The 15,960-nt window shown below is 68.9% G+C and carries 16 protein-coding genes; all 16 read right to left on the bottom strand.

The window, feature by feature from the left end; translation table 11 throughout:
- Window positions 1-3: 3 nt before the first annotated feature.
- The 16 genes from R3E10_02095 to R3E10_02020 all read right to left on the bottom strand — a co-directional run bounded on the left by R3E10_02095 (window position 4) and on the right by R3E10_02020 (window position 15,955).
- Entirely contained in the window at window positions 4-1,122 is a 1,119-nt protein-coding gene (locus R3E10_02095; protein ID MEZ4414523.1) for a glycosyltransferase family 4 protein, read from the bottom strand.
- Complete coding sequence (nusB, locus tag R3E10_02090; GenBank protein MEZ4414522.1) at window positions 1,119-1,571, bottom strand: transcription antitermination factor NusB; 453 nt, start codon at window positions 1,569-1,571, stop codon at window positions 1,119-1,121. Before nusB ends, R3E10_02095 begins: the two co-directional genes overlap by 4 nt.
- Window positions 1,568-2,038, bottom strand: a complete 471-nt coding sequence (gene ribH / locus R3E10_02085; GenBank protein ID MEZ4414521.1) for a 6,7-dimethyl-8-ribityllumazine synthase — start codon at window positions 2,036-2,038, stop codon at window positions 1,568-1,570. The genes nusB and ribH overlap by 4 nt, the downstream gene beginning before the upstream one ends.
- 14 nt (window positions 2,039-2,052) lie before the next feature.
- Window positions 2,053-3,258 (bottom strand): bifunctional 3,4-dihydroxy-2-butanone-4-phosphate synthase/GTP cyclohydrolase II, encoded by a 1,206-nt coding sequence (locus tag R3E10_02080; protein ID MEZ4414520.1) that lies wholly within the window; start codon window positions 3,256-3,258, stop codon window positions 2,053-2,055.
- A complete protein-coding gene (locus R3E10_02075; protein MEZ4414519.1) occupies window positions 3,255-3,917 on the bottom strand; it encodes a riboflavin synthase in 663 nt (220 codons plus the stop codon). Before R3E10_02075 ends, R3E10_02080 begins: the two co-directional genes overlap by 4 nt.
- Window positions 3,917-5,017: a bifunctional diaminohydroxyphosphoribosylaminopyrimidine deaminase/5-amino-6-(5-phosphoribosylamino)uracil reductase RibD gene (ribD, locus tag R3E10_02070; protein MEZ4414518.1), complete on the bottom strand. Its 1,101-nt coding sequence runs from the start codon at window positions 5,015-5,017 to the stop codon at window positions 3,917-3,919. Before ribD ends, R3E10_02075 begins: the two co-directional genes overlap by 1 nt.
- A gap of 10 nt (window positions 5,018-5,027) precedes the next feature.
- Window positions 5,028-5,987 carry a hypothetical protein gene (locus tag R3E10_02065; GenBank protein ID MEZ4414517.1) on the bottom strand — a complete coding sequence of 320 codons (960 nt, stop codon included), beginning with the start codon at window positions 5,985-5,987 and terminating at the stop codon, window positions 5,028-5,030.
- Complete coding sequence (purM, locus tag R3E10_02060) at window positions 5,984-7,030, bottom strand: phosphoribosylformylglycinamidine cyclo-ligase (protein ID MEZ4414516.1); 1,047 nt, start codon at window positions 7,028-7,030, stop codon at window positions 5,984-5,986. The genes R3E10_02065 and purM overlap by 4 nt, the downstream gene beginning before the upstream one ends.
- Window positions 7,020-7,943 carry a PfkB family carbohydrate kinase gene (locus R3E10_02055; GenBank protein MEZ4414515.1) on the bottom strand — a complete coding sequence of 308 codons (924 nt, stop codon included), beginning with the start codon at window positions 7,941-7,943 and terminating at the stop codon, window positions 7,020-7,022. The genes purM and R3E10_02055 overlap by 11 nt, the downstream gene beginning before the upstream one ends.
- Window positions 7,944-7,968: 25 nt before the next feature.
- Complete coding sequence (argS, locus tag R3E10_02050) at window positions 7,969-9,666, bottom strand: arginine--tRNA ligase (GenBank protein ID MEZ4414514.1); 1,698 nt, start codon at window positions 9,664-9,666, stop codon at window positions 7,969-7,971.
- 3 nt (window positions 9,667-9,669) lie between these two features.
- Complete coding sequence (locus R3E10_02045) at window positions 9,670-9,960, bottom strand: zinc ribbon domain-containing protein (GenBank protein MEZ4414513.1); 291 nt, start codon at window positions 9,958-9,960, stop codon at window positions 9,670-9,672.
- Between the two features lie 96 nt (window positions 9,961-10,056).
- The gene (locus R3E10_02040; GenBank protein MEZ4414512.1) at window positions 10,057-11,616 is read right to left on the bottom strand and encodes a methylmalonyl-CoA mutase family protein; all 1,560 of its coding nucleotides are present in this window, start codon (window positions 11,614-11,616) and stop codon (window positions 10,057-10,059) included.
- Complete coding sequence (locus R3E10_02035; GenBank protein ID MEZ4414511.1) at window positions 11,613-12,125, bottom strand: biotin/lipoyl-containing protein; 513 nt, start codon at window positions 12,123-12,125, stop codon at window positions 11,613-11,615. The genes R3E10_02040 and R3E10_02035 overlap by 4 nt, the downstream gene beginning before the upstream one ends.
- A complete protein-coding gene (locus tag R3E10_02030; protein ID MEZ4414510.1) occupies window positions 12,122-13,417 on the bottom strand; it encodes a class I SAM-dependent RNA methyltransferase in 1,296 nt (431 codons plus the stop codon). The genes R3E10_02035 and R3E10_02030 overlap by 4 nt, the downstream gene beginning before the upstream one ends.
- Before the next feature lie 14 nt (window positions 13,418-13,431).
- Window positions 13,432-14,934: an acetyl-CoA carboxylase biotin carboxylase subunit gene (locus R3E10_02025; GenBank protein ID MEZ4414509.1), complete on the bottom strand. Its 1,503-nt coding sequence runs from the start codon at window positions 14,932-14,934 to the stop codon at window positions 13,432-13,434.
- Window positions 14,935-15,052: 118 nt separating this feature from the next.
- Window positions 15,053-15,955 (bottom strand): PDZ domain-containing protein, encoded by a 903-nt coding sequence (locus R3E10_02020; protein ID MEZ4414508.1) that lies wholly within the window; start codon window positions 15,953-15,955, stop codon window positions 15,053-15,055.
- Between the last annotated feature and the right edge of the window lie 5 nt (window positions 15,956-15,960).

The raw sequence follows: 15,960 nt of genomic DNA, 5'->3' as shown, positions 1-15,960 counted from the left end.
ATTCTAGACTGTGAGCCGCCCGGCAGCGCCGAGGAGCGCCTGCTCCATCTCCGCCGCCGTACGCTCCCAGGTGAATTGCGCAGCAAATTCGGTGGCACGCGCCCCAGCCCGCGCCAGCTCCAGCGGGTCCTGCAGCGCACTCACACATGCGTCGGCCAAGGCCTCGACGTCACCGTGTGGAACCAGCCACCCGGTGCGCCCGTCCAGCACCGACTCGCGCAAGCCCGGCGAGTCACTGGCGATCGACGGTGTCCCGCAGGCTGCCGCCTCGAGGTTGGTGAGCCCCCACCCCTCCTTCGGCGACGTAAAGACGTGCACCCAGCTTCGTTGCAGGAGCTCCACCTTCCGTGCCTCGGAGACAAACCCGAGGAACTCGACAGCGTTCCCCAACCCCAGTCCGATCGCGTGCTTCCGCAGGGCTGGCTCGTGGTCGCCCGTGCCGGCCACCAGCAATCTCGCGTCCGGGACACGCTCCCGCACGCGGACCAGTGCCTCCAGGGTCAGCTCGATGCGTTTGTAGCGCTTGACGCGGCCGAGACTGAGCAGGGTGGGCTGGGCATAGCGTTGCTCGGGAGCCGCCGGACGATAGAGCGCATGGTCCAGCCCGTTGGGCACGACGCGCATACGCGTTGCGCTCATCCCCCGAGCCAGCAGGTCTGAGCGCGTGCTTTCCGACACCACCACCGTGGGGACCTTCCGGTAGACCGTCGGGATCGGACGCTCGAACAACCAGGTCATCAAAGCCAGGGGAAGGCTCGCCTCCGCGAACGCCGTACCGCCGAACAGGTGGTGGACCAGAAGGAGCACCGGGACGCTGCTCCACAGGGGAGCGAACAACGGGATCTTGTTGAGGTCCTCGACGATGATGTCGGGTCGGTGCTTGCGCAGCAGCGCCCGCGCAACGCGCGGAGCTTGCACCGCGTGCGAGTACCGACCACCCACTCGATGAACCTGTATGCCGTCGAGCTCGGCGTGCTGCGGCGCTCCTTGCCAACCCGAACACAGCAGATCCACGGCGTGCCCACTCCGCACGATCCTGCCGAACGTCTCGTGCAGATGGAGCTCTGCCCCTCCCGCCTGCGGGTTCTCTCGATCCAGCCAGTTGAGGACCAGGATCCTCAAGGGACCCGCGCGCTTCCTCGGGGCGGTACCCGCTCCAGTGCCTCGAGTACGCCGTTGACGAACGGGGGTGAGTCCGCACCGCCATAGCGCTCGGCAAGCAAGACCGCCTCATGGATCGCAACGGTGCGAGGCACCTCCTCGATGAGCAGGACCTCGGTGGCCGCCACGCGGAGGATGGATCGATCGAGTGCGGCGAGGCGCTCGAGCCGCCAGTTCTTGAGGGCTCCCGTGATGGCGGCGTCAACCTCCGCCCGGTGGGCCCCATACGTCTCGATCAGGCGACGCAGGTAGGGAATCCGGGTGACCCCCACCAGACGCTTGCCCAACGTCTGTCGGAGCATGGTCTCGGGTGAGCCCTCGCCCGACATCTCCCACTGGTAGAGCACCTGCACCGCCCACGCCCGGGCTCGGCTCCGTTCCAGATGGATGGTGCGCTCAACTCCGCTCACGTGTCGCTCGCGAGCGCGTCGTACACGCCGACCATCTCCAAGGCGGCCAGGGCGGCGTCCCACCCCTTGTTCCCGGCCTTGCTTCCGGCTCGCTCCAAGGCCTGCTCCAAAGTGTTGGTGGTCAGCACGCCGAACAGGACCGGCACGGCAGACTCGCGCGCCAGCGTCCCCAAGCCCCGCGAAGCCTCTCCGGCGACGTAGTCGAAGTGGGGTGTCGCCCCGCGAATCACGCAACCGAGCGCGATGACCGCAGCGTAACCGCCTCGCTCCAACACCCGCGCAACCGCTCCGGGCAACTCCCAGGCCCCCGGTACCCGAATCAGGTCGATGGCGTCCGCAGCGGTGCCGTGTCGCGTGAGCGCGTCGCGGGCCCCTTCCACCAGCGAGTCCGTGATGAGGCTGTTGAAGCGCGAGGCCACAATGGCGAAGCGCCTCCCCTTACCGTCCAGATTCCCGACGAACTCCACAGGTCGTCCTTGTCTCAAAGAAGGTGGCCGAGCTTGGACCGCTTGACCTCCAGGTACCCGCGATTGAAGGCACCAGGAGGCACGCGGAGTGGCTCGCGTCCGGACACGTGCAGACCATAGCCTTCGAGCCCGACGATCTTCTTGGGGTTGTTGGTCAGGATCCGGATCGAGCTGAGCCCCAGGTCCAGCAGGATCTGGGCACCGATTCCGTAGTCCCGCAGATCGGGCGCGAACCCCAACTCCTCATTCGCCTCCACGGTATCGCGCCCCCGATCCTGCAGATGGTAGGCCCGGAGCTTGTTTCCCAGTCCGATCCCCCGGCCTTCCTGACGCAGGTACACGATGGCGCCGGCACCGGCCTCGGCGATCTGGGCCATGGCGGCGTCGAGCTGCTGACCGCAGTCACAACGCAGCGACCCGAACACATCCCCCGTCAAACACTCGGAATGCATACGCACCAGGACATCGGGCTTGCCCTCGATGTCCCCACGCACGAGGGCCACGTGCTCCCGTTCGTCGATCACGTTCGTGTACCCGATGATCCGGAAGGACCCGTGCGGGGTCGGCAGCTCAGCCTCCGCAATCCTGCGGACCAGGCGCTCCTTCCCCAAGCGATACGCGACGAGCTGGGCCACCGTGATGAAGGGCAGGCCGTGCTCCCTGGCGACAACCTCGAGCTGGGGTCGGCGCGCCATCGTCCCGTCGATGTTGAGGATCTCGCAGATCACCCCTACGGGGCGAAGGCCGGCCAGGCGCGCCAGATCCACGGCAGCCTCCGTTTGACCCACGCGACGCAGAACGCCACCAGGCTGAGCACGCAGGGGAAACACGTGCCCGGGTCGACGGAAGTCCTCGGGCCGGGCTACCGGGTCCGCCAGCAGTCGGATGGTCTGCGCGCGGTCCTGGGCGCTGATCCCGGTCGTGACACCGAAGCGCAGATGTGCATCCACCGACACCGTGAAGGCGGTCCGTTGCGGGTCCGTGTTCGTGTCCGTCATCAACGGAAGAGACAGCTCGTCGGCTCGCTCGGGGGACATCGCCACGCAGATGAGCCCGCGCCCGTGCTGGGCCATGAAGTTCACGGACTCGGCCGTGACCAGCTCCGCGGCGACAACCAGGTCGCCCTCGTTCTCGCGACTCTCGTCGTCGGCGACGATCACCATGCGGCCTTCGGCAAACGCCGCGACCGCGTCCTCGACCGTGCTGAAGGGAGTGCTCACCGTTCTCCTTCTCCGGAGCCGCCCGCGCGCTGGGGGCTGGGAACCGTCGCGTTCGCGGCCCCCCCAAGGTGCGGGGCGAGCATCCTACCCACGTACTTCGCGATCAGGTCCCCCTCCACATTGACCGCATCCCCCGGCTCCAGACGTCCGAGGTTGGTGTGGTCCCAGGTGTAGGGGATGATCGCGATGGCGACCCCATCGGGCTCCTGCATGGCCTGGACGGTCAAGCTCACGCCGTTGATGGCGATCGACCCCTGAGGCACCGTCTGGCTCCACACCGTCGCCGGAATCTGGAACCGCAGAAGCCGATCGGAGACGCCGCCGCTACTGGACACCAGGACGCCGGTGCCGTCCACGTGCCCCTGTACGAGATGGCCATCCAGGCGGTCCCCGACACGGGCGGCCCGCTCCAGGTTCACCGTGCTGCCCACTCGGTAGACGCCTGCCACGGTGCGCGCCAGCGTCGCTGCGACCGCCGTGACCACGAACGCGCCAGGCTGCAGGTCCTCTACGGTCAGGCACGTCCCATCGACCGCCACCGAGTCCCCTTGGGACAGTGCCTGCGTCAGGTCCGGTGCCTCAATGGTGAAGCTGAGGCCCTCGCCACGCGCTCGTGCGTCACGGATGATACCCTGTGTCTCGACGATGCCGGTGAACATCAGCCCTCGGGTTCAAGGATCGTCAGCAGGTCCTCCACGAAGAGGCGGGCCGGTCCCACTCGACGCCAGGTCCCCACCGGTCCGCCACCCGGAAAGGCCTCCGGTGCATCCGGTCCCAGGAAGCGAGGCGCTGTGAACAGATAGAGCCGGTGGACCCTCCGGTCACGGAGCAAGGAGGACGCCAACCGCGCGCCCCCCTCCACCAGGAGCGACGTGAACCCGAGGCCGACACAGCGGTCGAGCACCGCATCCAGGTCCAGACCGGAAGAGCCGGCCGCCACCCGGTGCACGATCGCCCCTCGTTCAAGAAGCGCCCCTTCACGGCCTGGGTCGGCGGTCGGCGAAGTGAACAGGTGTAGCGGCGCGTGGCCCACGTCTTCGAACAGCCGCGCCTGCAGCGGAAGCCGCAAGGTCGTATCCAACACCACGCGCGCGGGGGGGACCCGGGCGTGAATGCCCCCCTGACGCACCGTCAGGCGCGGATCGTCGATCAAGGCAGTCTCGCTCCCCACGACGATGGCGTCGTGGCCAGCCCGAAGCCGGTGGACCTCTTCGTGGGACGCGGGTCCGGTCACGACCGAGGACTGCCCCGTCCGCGCAGAGATTCGCCCGTCGAGGCTGACGGCCAGCTTCAGCGCCAGGTAGGGACCCTGGCCCCGGTGGCGATGAAAGAAGGCGGGGTTCTCCTGTCGCGCCTGGGATTCCGAGAGAAGCGGACCCACGACCTCGATCCCCGCTTCGGCGAGCCGACGGGCGCCGCCGCCGGAGTCTCGCCCTGGATCGGCTGCCCCGTACACCACGCGCGTCACCCCCGCAGCGACCAACGCATCGGCACAGGGCGGCGTCTTCCCCGTGTGCGCGCACGGTTCCAGGCTGACGTAGGCGACCGACCCCGCCGCCGCCGCGCCGGCCTGGTCGAGCGCCACCCGCTCGGCGTGCGGCCCGCCGTACTCGGCATGCCACCCCTCAGCGACCACCACGCCGTCCCGGACCAGGACACAGCCGACCATCGGATTCGGCTGCACCCGCCCCCAGCCCCGTCTCCCGAGCTCGAGGGACCGGGCAAGGAAGCGCCGGTCCAGGGGGGTCAGGAGGTCCACCACACCCGCGCTAGTAGATCAGGCGAACCGCGAACGAACCGAAGAGACGCTCGCGCGAGGGATTGATGATCGTGGAGGGCACCCCGGGGGGGTTGATCCCACCCGCCCAACCCACCTCCGCCGAGAGCTGCGCCACCAGGTAGTTGAGCGTGGCGCCCAGAAAGGCGACGTCCCGTGACGTGTCGATGGAGCCTTGTGCCGGCTGCGCCCCGGGCAGCTGCAACTCGACGTCCATGCGCGACCAGTCGCGCCCGACGCCGCCGACCGCACCCACTCCGAGCAAGTCCTTGCCCACGGAGACCCGAAGCGAGTGGGCGCGCACGCCGACAGTGACCGGATCGGTGGCCCCCGACTGCAGCCTCAGCTTCCCCGTGCGCGAGGTTGCCAGATCCACCGCCACTCCCGGCGTGGTGAACGACTCCCGCAGCAATCCCAGGCGGGCCCCACCACCCCAGGCCCACCCTCCTTCCCGAACCGCCGCGGACGCCACACCCAGGTGGTCGACCGTGGCGAAGAGGTCGAGCGAGAAGAGGCCTCCGACGCTCGGAATGGGCCGCAGCCCGTCGAAGACGCCGGCGGCCACAGCAGCGCGGAACCCCCAACCGGTCTCCTCGAGGGGCGCGGCTGGTTGGGCTCCCTCCCCCATCCTCACCGTCGAGACCGTGGCGGCCAGGAGGCGCAGGGAGAGCGACGCGCGAGGGCCCCCCTGGGGCACCCGCCGGCCCAGCGTGTTGGGGGGGACCGGAACCACGGCGCCCCCGCTCATCAGGAGGCTGCTTCCCAGGCCCAGTCCCATGGCTCCGAGCACCGCATCTCCGCACGCCGGCGCCAGGCCGGCATCGCCTCCGCTGCAGCGGGCGACCAGAGCCGGTGCGCCCGATTGCGCGACCAGCGGAGCAGGCGCGCCACCCACGACCAGCCACAGCGCCAGAGCACCCGGGGCCGCCCGGTGCCAGACGGCGCGGATCATGGGACGATCTCTACGCCCGAGCCCTCCACCACCGATCCGCAGACCCAGACGTCCTCCCCCGCAGCCCGCAGGCGCTCCGACACGGCTTCCACATCGTCTTGTCCCACGACGGCGATCATCCCGACGCCCATGTTGAAGACCCGGAACATCTCGGCCCGATCGATGCCGCCCTCGGCCTCCAGCCACTCGAACAGGTGGGGAACCCGCCAGGTGGTCGAATCGACCTGTGCGCCGAGACCCGCCGGCAGGACCCGCGGCAGGTTGCCGGGGATGCCGCCACCCGTGATGTGGGCCAACCCCTTCAGCGTGCCGCGCTCCACCTCCGGAAGCAGCGCGACGCGGTAGCTGCGATGCACGCGCAACAGGGCCGCTCCCACCGTTTCCTCCGTCCCGGGCAGCAGGTCGTCGACGGAGAGGCCCGCCCGCTCGAAAGCCACGTGGCGAGCCAGGGAATAGCCGTTGGTGTGCAGCCCTGCGGAAGCCAGACCCAGCAACTGGTCCCCGGCCTGGATGCGACCGCCGTCGATCAACTGAGCGCGCGGAACGATCCCCACGATGAAGCCAGCGAGGTCGTACTCACCCGCCGAGTAGAAATCCGGCATCTGCGCCGTCTCGCCACCCAGCAGAGCGCAGGAGTTCTCCTGGCAGGCCTGTGCCACTCCTCGCACTACGTCTTGCACCACACGCGCATCCAAGCGGCCGGTGGCCAGGTAGTCCAGGAAGAACAACGGCCGCGCACCCTGTACCAGGATGTCGTTGACGCAGTGGTTGACCAGGTCCTGACCGATGCTGTCGTGGCGTCCGGTCGCGAAGGCGACCTTCAGCTTGGTGCCCACGCCGTCCGCGCTCGAGACGAGCACCGGCGCTTCGATGTTCTCGGGTACCGCGTAGAGCCCACCGAAACTCCCGAGCTCCGACAGCGTGTGCACGTCCCGGGTGCGAGCGATCAACTCGCGCAACCCCTCTTTGGCGCGCTCCGCCTCGTCGAGGTCGACCCCCGTCTGCCGATAGTCGACTCCGCCGGTGCGCCGCTCAGACTGCATCCGCCACCTCGAACTCCACTGCCGTGAGTCGCCGGAAGAGGCGGGCGCGCTCGGCGACCTGGTCTCGGGTCAGGGAGCGGAAGCGTTCGATCGAGAAATCGGCGACGGCGAACGATCCCGTCACCGACCCATACACCATCGCGCGCCTCCAGGCCCCCGCGTCCCAATGGCCGATCGACGCCAGATAGCCCAGGAAGCCGCCCGCGAAGGAGTCCCCGGCGCCCGTCGGGTCGCGAACGTCCTCGAGCGGGTAACCGGGAACGAAGAAGATCTCGTCGTCATGGAAGAGCATGGCCCCGTGCTCGCCCTTCTTCACCACGACCGCACGCGGTCCCCGTTCCTGGATCCAGCGGACCGCGCGCACCAGGTTGGGTTCGTCCGCGAGCTGTCGGGTTTCTTCGTCGTTGACCATGAGCAGGTCCACGCGGGCCAGCAGCGCTTCGAGATCATCCCGCGCACCCGTGATCCAGAAATTCATCGTATCACACGCCACGAGCTCGGGGCGCTCCACCTGGTCCAGCACGCTGGCTTGCAGGGACGGGTGGATATTGCCCAGGAACACGATGCGCGGAGAGCAGAAGGCCTCCGGGATGCGGGGCTGGAAGTCGGCGAACACGCCCAGGCGGGTGTCGAGCGTCTCACGCGAATTCAGGTCATAGCTGTATTCGCCCGCCCACCGGAAGCTCTCGCCCTCCGTGATCTCGATTCCGTCGAGGTCCACACCTCGCTCCGCGAGGAAACCGAGGTCGTCTCGAGGATAGTCCGGCCCGACGACACCGACGACCTGTACCGGAGTGAAGAGCGAAGCCGCCGCCGAGAAGAACACAGCGGAACCGCCGACCACCTCGTCCGCGGATCCGAACGGCGTGCGTACAGAATCCAGAGCGACACTACCCACGACCAACACCGACACGAAGCGACCTCGTTCGTCTTGAGGATCAGGATGGACCGGACTCGGCGTCTTCGCGCTCCATGCGCTCCGGAGCACTCAGGCCCAGGATCCAGAGTCCGTTGCGCAGCACGACCTGCACTGCCCTCGTCAGGGCCAGGCGCGCTCCTCGCAAAGCGGGATCGTCGACAAGGACCGCGAGCTCCGGGTTCCGGGAGGGATTCCCGGAGTGGTACCAGGAGTTCACGGCTCCGGCCGTCTTTTCCAGATAGTCGCAGAGCACGTGCGGCGCGCGCTGCTCGGCGGCCCGGGCCACGACCTCCGGGAACTCCCCCAGCTGACGCACGAGCTCACGCTCGGACTGTGCCTTGAGCCGTCCGAGGTCGACGGCCTCTCCTGTGACGGTCTGAGGGTCGACCTCGGCTTTCGCGAAGACGGAGCACATGCGGGCGTGCGCGTACTGGACCTTGAAGAGCGGGTTCTTCTCGGACCGATCGAGCGCGGTGTCGAGGTCGAAGACCAGATGCGCATCGGGCTTTCGCATCTGGAAGAAGTAGCGCGTGACGTCGGCTCCCACCTCGTCGATCAACGCACGCAGCGTCGTGTAGGAGCCCGCGCGCTTGGACAGCTTCACTTCCTCGCCTTCGCGCTCGACCGTAACCATCTGGTGCAGCACGTACTCCGGGTATCCCGCAGGGAGTCCCAAGGCCTGAAGCCCTGCGTGGACGCGGGCCACGGTTCCGTGATGATCGGACCCCTGCACGTTGATGGCGTGTTTGAAACCACGCTCCCACTTGGCCAGATGGTACGCCACGTCCGGAAGGAAATAGGTGGGGGAGCCGTCGCTCTTCACCATCACCCTGTCCTTCTGATCCCCGAACTCCGTCGTCTTCAGCCAGACCGCGCCGCCCTCCTCGTAGACCAGGCCCGTGTCTCGCAGACGGCGGATGGTCTCCTTGACTCTTCCGTCCGTGTAGAGGGAAGACTCCAGGTAGTACTCGTCGAAGAGGACGCCGAACTCCTGGAGGTCTTCGTCCTGTTCCTTGCGGATCACTTCGACGGCGAAGCGCCGCATGGCATTGAGCGCCTCGGAGGAGGCGATGCCCTCATAGAGGTCACCCACCTGCTTGTGGAACGCCTGGGCGATGTCCATGACATACTGCCCGTGGTACCCGTCCTCACGGACGGGCTCCGGACGCCCCAGCACCTGGTGGTAGCGCGCCCACACCGAGTGGGCGAGTCGGTCCATCTGCAGTCCGGCGTCGTTGTAGTAGAACTCGCGCTGGACCTTCCAGCCGTTCCACTCCAGGAGAGAGGCGATCGCATCACCCAACGCCGCCTGGCGCCCGTGACCCAGATGGAGTGGGCCCGTCGGATTGGCGGAGACGAACTCCACCATCACGCGCTCGCCCTTTCCGGTGGTCGCGCGGCCGAACTGCTTGTCTCCGTCCAGGATCTCCTTGAGCTCCTGGGCCAGCTCGGCGCTCCCGAAGCGGAAGTTCAGGAACCCCGGCCCCGCGATCTCCACGGACTCGATCGTGTCCGCCGGCAGATCGATCCGTTCGATGAGCTCCTGGGCGATCACCCGAGGCGGCCGGCCCAGACGGCCAGCCAGGGTCAGGGCGACGTTGGTCGCGAGATCCCCGTGCGTGGGGTCCCGTGGGCGTTCGAAGCGCAGCTCCTGGTCGGGCACGCCCATTTCGGCCAGCGCCCGCTCGAGGGCCGTTCGGAGAAGTTCCTGGGACATCGGTCAGTCGGTGCCGCCGGACGAGCCCTTGGAGGCATCGGTCGTCTTGCCGGTCCCGGACGAGCTCGAGTCGGTGGAGGAGCCCCCCTCTTTGCGGGCCTTGTCCTTGTAGTCCTTGTCCCGATGGTCCGTGATGTAGAAGCCCGAGCCTTTGAACAGCAGGCCCGCCCCACCGGACAGCTGGCGCTCGGCCGGCCGCCCGCATTCAGGGCAGGTGGCGGTGGGGTCATCGCTCATGCGCTGGAACACCTCGAACGCATGGCCCTCGGGGCAGCGGTACTCGTAGGTCGGCATCGTCTCTTGGTGGGGCGAACACGGGTCCCGGACAAACAGTCAATGCTAACCGCAGGACCTCCGAGCGACCAGCAGGAACCGGGCCCGCAGGCCAGGTCAGCGACCGTCGTAGGTGCCCCAGACCGCCCGTAGCACGTCACTGACCTCACCCAGGGTCGCTCCGGCCCGCACCGCCGGCACGATGGCTCCCATGAGGTTCTCGCGCCCAGCGGCGGCGGCCCGAACCCCGGCGAGGGTCGCCGCGATCGCGGTCGCATCGCGCTGCGCCTTGAATTCGCGGAGCGCCGCCCGTTGGCGAGCCTCGAGCACCGAGTAGTCCGGTTGGGCCACGGGCTGGGCGGGCTCCCCTTCCTGGAACCGATTGACGCCCACCACCACTCGGTCGCCCGCCTCCACCGCCATCTGGTGGGCATAGGCCGCGCGGTGGATCTCCTCCTGCATCATCTCCAGTGAGCGCGCGGCGCCCCCCATCTCCTCGATACGAGCGAGATAGGTGCGCGCCGCCTCCTCGAGGCGATCGGTGAGCGACTCGACGTAGTAGCTGCCAGCGAGTGGATCCACCGTGCGGGTCACGCCCGACTCGTGCGCCAGGATCTGCTGGGTGCGCAACGCGAGGCGAGCGGACTCCTCGGTCGGTAGGGCCAGCGCCTCATCGAATCCGTTGGTGTGCAGCGACTGGGTGCCGCCCAGGACCGCCGCCAGCGCCTGCAATCCCACGCGCACCACGTTGTTGAGCGGCTGTTGCGCGGTCAGCGTGGACCCTCCGGTCTGCGTGTGGAAACGCAGACGGCTCGATGCGTCCGAGGCGCCGTGCCGCTCGCGCATGAGGCGGGCCCACAGCCTCCGGGCTGCGCGGAACTTGGCCACCTCCTCCAGGAGGTCGTTGTGCGCTGCGAAGAAGAACGAGAGCCTCGGCGCGAAGTCCTCGAGAGGGATGCCTGCCGCCAGCGCCCGTTCCACGTACTCCAGGCCATTGGCCAGCGTGAAGGCGATCTCCTGCGGCGCGGTCGCGCCGGCTTCGCGGATATGGTATCCGGAGATGGAGATCGGATTCCAGCGCGGAACCTCGCGCGCGCAGAAGCTGATCACATCGGCAACCAAGCGAAGGCTGGGCTCGACCGGGAAGATATAGGTGCCGCGCGCCACGTACTCCTTCAGAATGTCGTTCTGTACCGTCCCTGCCAGACGCGCGCGCGGCACGCCACGTTCGTCCGCCACGGCGACGTAGAAGGCCAACAGGATGGACGCGGTGGAGTTGATGGTCATCGACGTGGACACTTTCCCCAGGTCGATGCCGTCGAAGAGGAGGCGCATGTCGGCGATCGTGTCGATGGCCACACCGACGCGCCCTACCTCGCCCGCGGCCATCGCGTGATCGGAGTCGTACCCCATCTGGGTCGGGAGATCGAAGGCCACGGAGAGCCCCGTCGTGCCCTGGTCCAGCAGGTAGCGGTAGCGCTGATTCGTCTCTTCCGCGGTCCCGAACCCGGCATACTGGCGCATCGTCCACAGGCGCCCCCGGTACATGCTCGGGTAGACCCCGCGCGTGAACGGGAAGTCCCCGGGCAATTCTCCCACCGGTGTGGCGGAACCGGGCCCGTAGACCTCGTCGATCTCCAGCCCCGAATCGGTCCGGAAGTCCTGCCCCTCGCTCACGGAACCTCCGGCGTCTTCCACTCGATCATCACCTGGTCCTTCTCGACGGTCTCGCCCGCTTGCACCAACACGCGGTCCACTACCCCGTCGGCCTCCGCCTTCAGCTCGTTCTCCATCTTCATGGCCTCGACGATGGCCACGCCCTCACCACGGCGTACCGCCTGCCCAACGGAGACTTCGACCCGTATCACCAGCCCCGGCATCGGAGCCCGCACCGGACGCGGGCCGGTCGCACGCCCACTGGCCCCCGATACCTGGCGAGCCAGGAGGGTCCGATCATCGAGGACCTCCGCACGGAAGGACTCGCCGTTCACGGAAAGAGCCCAGAAGCCGTCACTCTGGCGGCGACCGCCGACGCTGTGGGCCCGCCCGTCGAGGGAGAGCAGCGCATTCGCTCCCGGCGGGGCGGCCAGCCAGTCCACCTCGACGATCTCACCGTCGACCCGCACGCTTTCCTCGTCGATCTCGACCTCGAAGGCCGCCTCGCCGATCACGACCTGATAGTTCATTCGCCGGTGGGTTGGGGAAGCTCCGTTGCGCCCGGGGCAACGGCTGGAAGATCCGTGGTCGGGCGCCGCCGGTCCAGCGACACCACACATTCGACGTGGGCCGTCTGGGGGAACATGTCCAGCGTGCGGACCCACTCTACCGCGTAGCTACGGAGTGCGCGCAGGTCGCGCGCGAGGGTTGCGGGATCACAGCTGACATACGCCATCCGGGGAGGGCCGGCCCGCTCCAACTGGGCGCTGACGCCTGCGTCCAGGCCGCTACGGGGCGGATTGAGCACCGCGAACCCCACCGGCAACGCCTCGGAGAGTCGGTCCTCGACCTTGCCCTCCAGCACGGTCAATCCCGCGACCCGCGCCGCGGCCGCAGCGTGGCCGTCAGCTTCGATGGCGAGGACGTGCGCCCCTCGCGCTTTCAGCGCCCGGCCGAACGCCCCGGCACCGGCATAGGCGTCCAGGACGTCTACACCCGCGATCGCAGCGCCCGCGCACTCACCCACCCAGTCCACCAGGAAACGCGCCGCCGCCGGGTTGACTTGGGTGAACGCCCCGGGTCCGAGGGGGCCGACCCCGCCGGCCTCCGCCGGGCGCGCCTCCCCCGCCAGCCGAGTGGTCCCGCCGTCCTCGCGGACCGCCCAAACGGCCTTCAGGCTCGGAGCCCGCTCGACAAGGCTCCCTGCATCCCCGGCCCCGTGCCCACCCGCCACCGTAAGGACCACGCCCTGCTCGACCTCCCTCAAGGTCAGGCGCAGCTCGCGGCCGGCAGGCAGGCGCCGAGCTCCAACCCCCCACGCCTGCCTGAGCTCCGTCCAACCCGCCGCCAGCGCCGGGGAGAGCACGAGGCAGCCCGTACCGACGTCGAGAATGCGCCCGGGACGCCCCACCTCGTTGAAGCCCGCGACGATCCGGTCGGCCGGCAGACGGCGGAGGTGGAAGGTCGCGCGCGTGCGGTAGTGCAGCTGGCTCGGAGAGGGCTCCGGACCCTCGACCAGGGCCTCCACCTGGCCGATACGCCGGAGCGCCTCGGTGACGATGCGCCCTTTGGCGCGAAGCTGGGCGGCGTAGGCCAGGTGCTGCAGCGAACACCCTCCGCAGCGTAGGTAGTGGCCGCAGGGGGGGGCGACGCGGTCGGGGCCGGGCGTCAAAACGCGAAGCGGCAACCCACTGGCCCACCGTTTCTTGGAGGCGATCACCTCGACCTCCACCTCGTCTCCGGGAGCGGTCCTGGGCACGAACACCACCCGGCCGTCAGGAAGACGGCCGACCCCGGACCCGCCAGCGGCGATGTCGTCGATCGTGACGCGAGCGATCAGGTCCCGCCTGCTCCCGGAAGGCCGGCTCGGCGCCAGGCCGAGAAGGTCGCCTCCGCGCTGCCGCCCAGGCGGGGACGCTCTTCACGCCGCCGCTGGTGCTCCAGCAAGGCCGCCGCCACCGCCGCTGCCCGGACGTCCGAGGGGGCCGCCTCCGCCTGAAGCAGGTCGGGGTGCTCGTCCAGGTAGCGGATGCTCAGCTTTCCCGCCTTGAAGTCGGGCTCGGCCACGATTCGCCGCAGGAGGGGCGTACAGGTTTCCACGCCGTCGATCGTCAGCTCCGAAAGGGCCCGCGCCATGCGCTGGATGGCGGCCTCTCGGGTGGCTCCGTGGACGATGAGCTTGGCCAACAGCGGGTCGTAGAACAGCCCGACCTCGGAACCCACCTCGACCCCGCTGTCCCAGCGGACGCCCGCGCCCCCCGGCACGGCGAGGGCGTGGATGGTCCCCGTGGAAGGAAGGAACCCCGCGGCCACGTCCTCGGAGGTGATGCGACACTCGATGGCATGCCCCTCCATGGGGATGTCGCTCTGGCCGAAGGGGAGCGACTCCCCTCCCGCAACCCGGAGCTGCCATTCCACGAGGTCGATCCCCGTCACCAACTCCGTGACGGGGTGCTCCACCTGAATGCGCGTGTTCATCTCGAGGAAGAAGAACTCCCCGTTCTCGAACAAGAACTCGACCGTTCCCGCCCCCACATAGGAGACGGCCTCCGCCGCCCGTACGGCCGCTTCCCCCATGCGCGCGCGCTGGGCCGCATCGAGCACGGCAGACGGTGCCTCTTCGACGAGCTTCTGGTGGCGCCGTTGGATGGAGCATTCGCGCTCACCCAGGTGCAGCACCCGCCCTCGGCGATCGCCCAGGACCTGAATCTCGATGTGTCGCGGGCGCCCCAGGAAGCGTTCCAGGTAGACCGCCCCATCTCCGAAGGCACCCTTCGCCTCGCGCGAGGCGGCCTCCAGAGCACGGGCCAGGTCAGCCGGGCCCTCGACCACCCGCATCCCCTTGCCACCCCCACCGGCCGAGGCCTTCAGGAGCACAGGGTATCCGATCTCCTCCGCGAGTCGCGCGGCTTCTTCCGCGTCCTGCACCGCGTCGACCGCGCCGGGCACGATGGGAACGCCGGCGTCCGCCATGCGACGCCGGGCCTCCGTCTTGTCCCCCATGGCCGTGATGGTGTCCGGGTCGGGACCCACGAAGACCAGCCCCGCCTCCTGCACGGCCTGTGCGAAAGGTGCCCGCTCGGCGAGAAAGCCGTACCCGGGATGGACGGCGTCCACGCCCGCCCCGAGCGCCACCTCGACCAGGCGATCGCCCCTCAAGTAGCTCTCGCTCGCGGCGGCGGCGCCCACACAGACCGCGCGGTCGGCCAGACGGACGTGGGGAGAGCGGCGATCGGCTTCGGAATACACCGCAACGGACTCGATCCCCAACTCACGGCAAGCGCGAATGACCCGGACGGCGATCTCGCCCCGATTCGCGATCAAAACGGACTTGAGCACCGACGCGGGCCTCCTGAGAAACGGCGGCGCTCCCGACCGTCCGGCCGGGAGCGCCTGCAAGGTAGACCCGAGGCCCGGAGGAAGGAATCCCGCTTCCCCGGGCGATGCAGCCGTGGTTCTACCGAGATCGATGGCCCTCCACTCTGGTGCGGCTCCGGTCCCTCAGGACCTCGAACTCGATGGGCTCGTCGTCGTCGTAGGAGCCGAGCACCCGCCACACGTCGCGGGGCTCGTCAACGGTCCGGCCGCCGATCGCCAGGATCACGTCTCCGGCCCTCAGGCCGAGGTCACTGTCCTCGTCGACCGCCAGCACGAGCACGCCCGCCTCCGCCCCGAAGTAGCGTCCCAGATCGGCGTCGAGCTCCCGCAACTCCAGTCCCAGGCCCCAGTTGGGACCGCCGAACCCCATCTCGGGGGTGAAGAGGCGAACCCGGTTGCCGGCCCCACCGAGGTTGAGCTCGCGAACCCGGTTGCCGAGTTCGCGGGCGTCGCCCAGAGCCAACAACGGCTCCGTCCAGACCCCGCTCGCTTCTTCCACCTCCACGGTCACGGTGCGCTCATCCCCATCGCGGAGATAGGTGACCTCGACGCGGTCGCCAGGGTCCCAGGTTCGGGCGAGCGCCATGAGCCGATCGAGCGGGCTTTCCTCATCGCCCTGACGGAAACCGCGGCTCCTTCGGCCCTCCAGCGGCTGATCGAGGTCCTGGCCGTTGATGGCGACGATCACGTCCCCTTCGCGCAGGCCGGCCGCGTCGGCCGGGCTTCCCTCGGTGACTCCGGTGATCCTCGCTCCCCGCTCATCCGCATCCAGGGTGAGGCTCACGCCCATACGCGCCCGGGCCATCCCAAACGTCCGGACCTGAACGCCGGGCGCGGCCCGCCAGTTGAACTCTCCGCTACACACACACTCGCGCTCGGGCGGGTCCTCCTGGGCACCGAGGTTGGCCGCCCCCACCCCACTCGCCGTCGCCGCCAACGCGAGGCAGGCCGTGAGCGCCCGCCCCTGAACCATCCCTTTCATCGCCC

This window comes from Gemmatimonadota bacterium (assembly GCA_041390105.1).
Taxonomy (GTDB): Bacteria; Gemmatimonadota; Gemmatimonadetes; order Longimicrobiales; family Gaopeijiaceae; genus JAGQIF01.
Note: the sequence above shows the minus strand (reverse complement) of the source record. Positions and strands in the feature narration are given on the sequence as shown.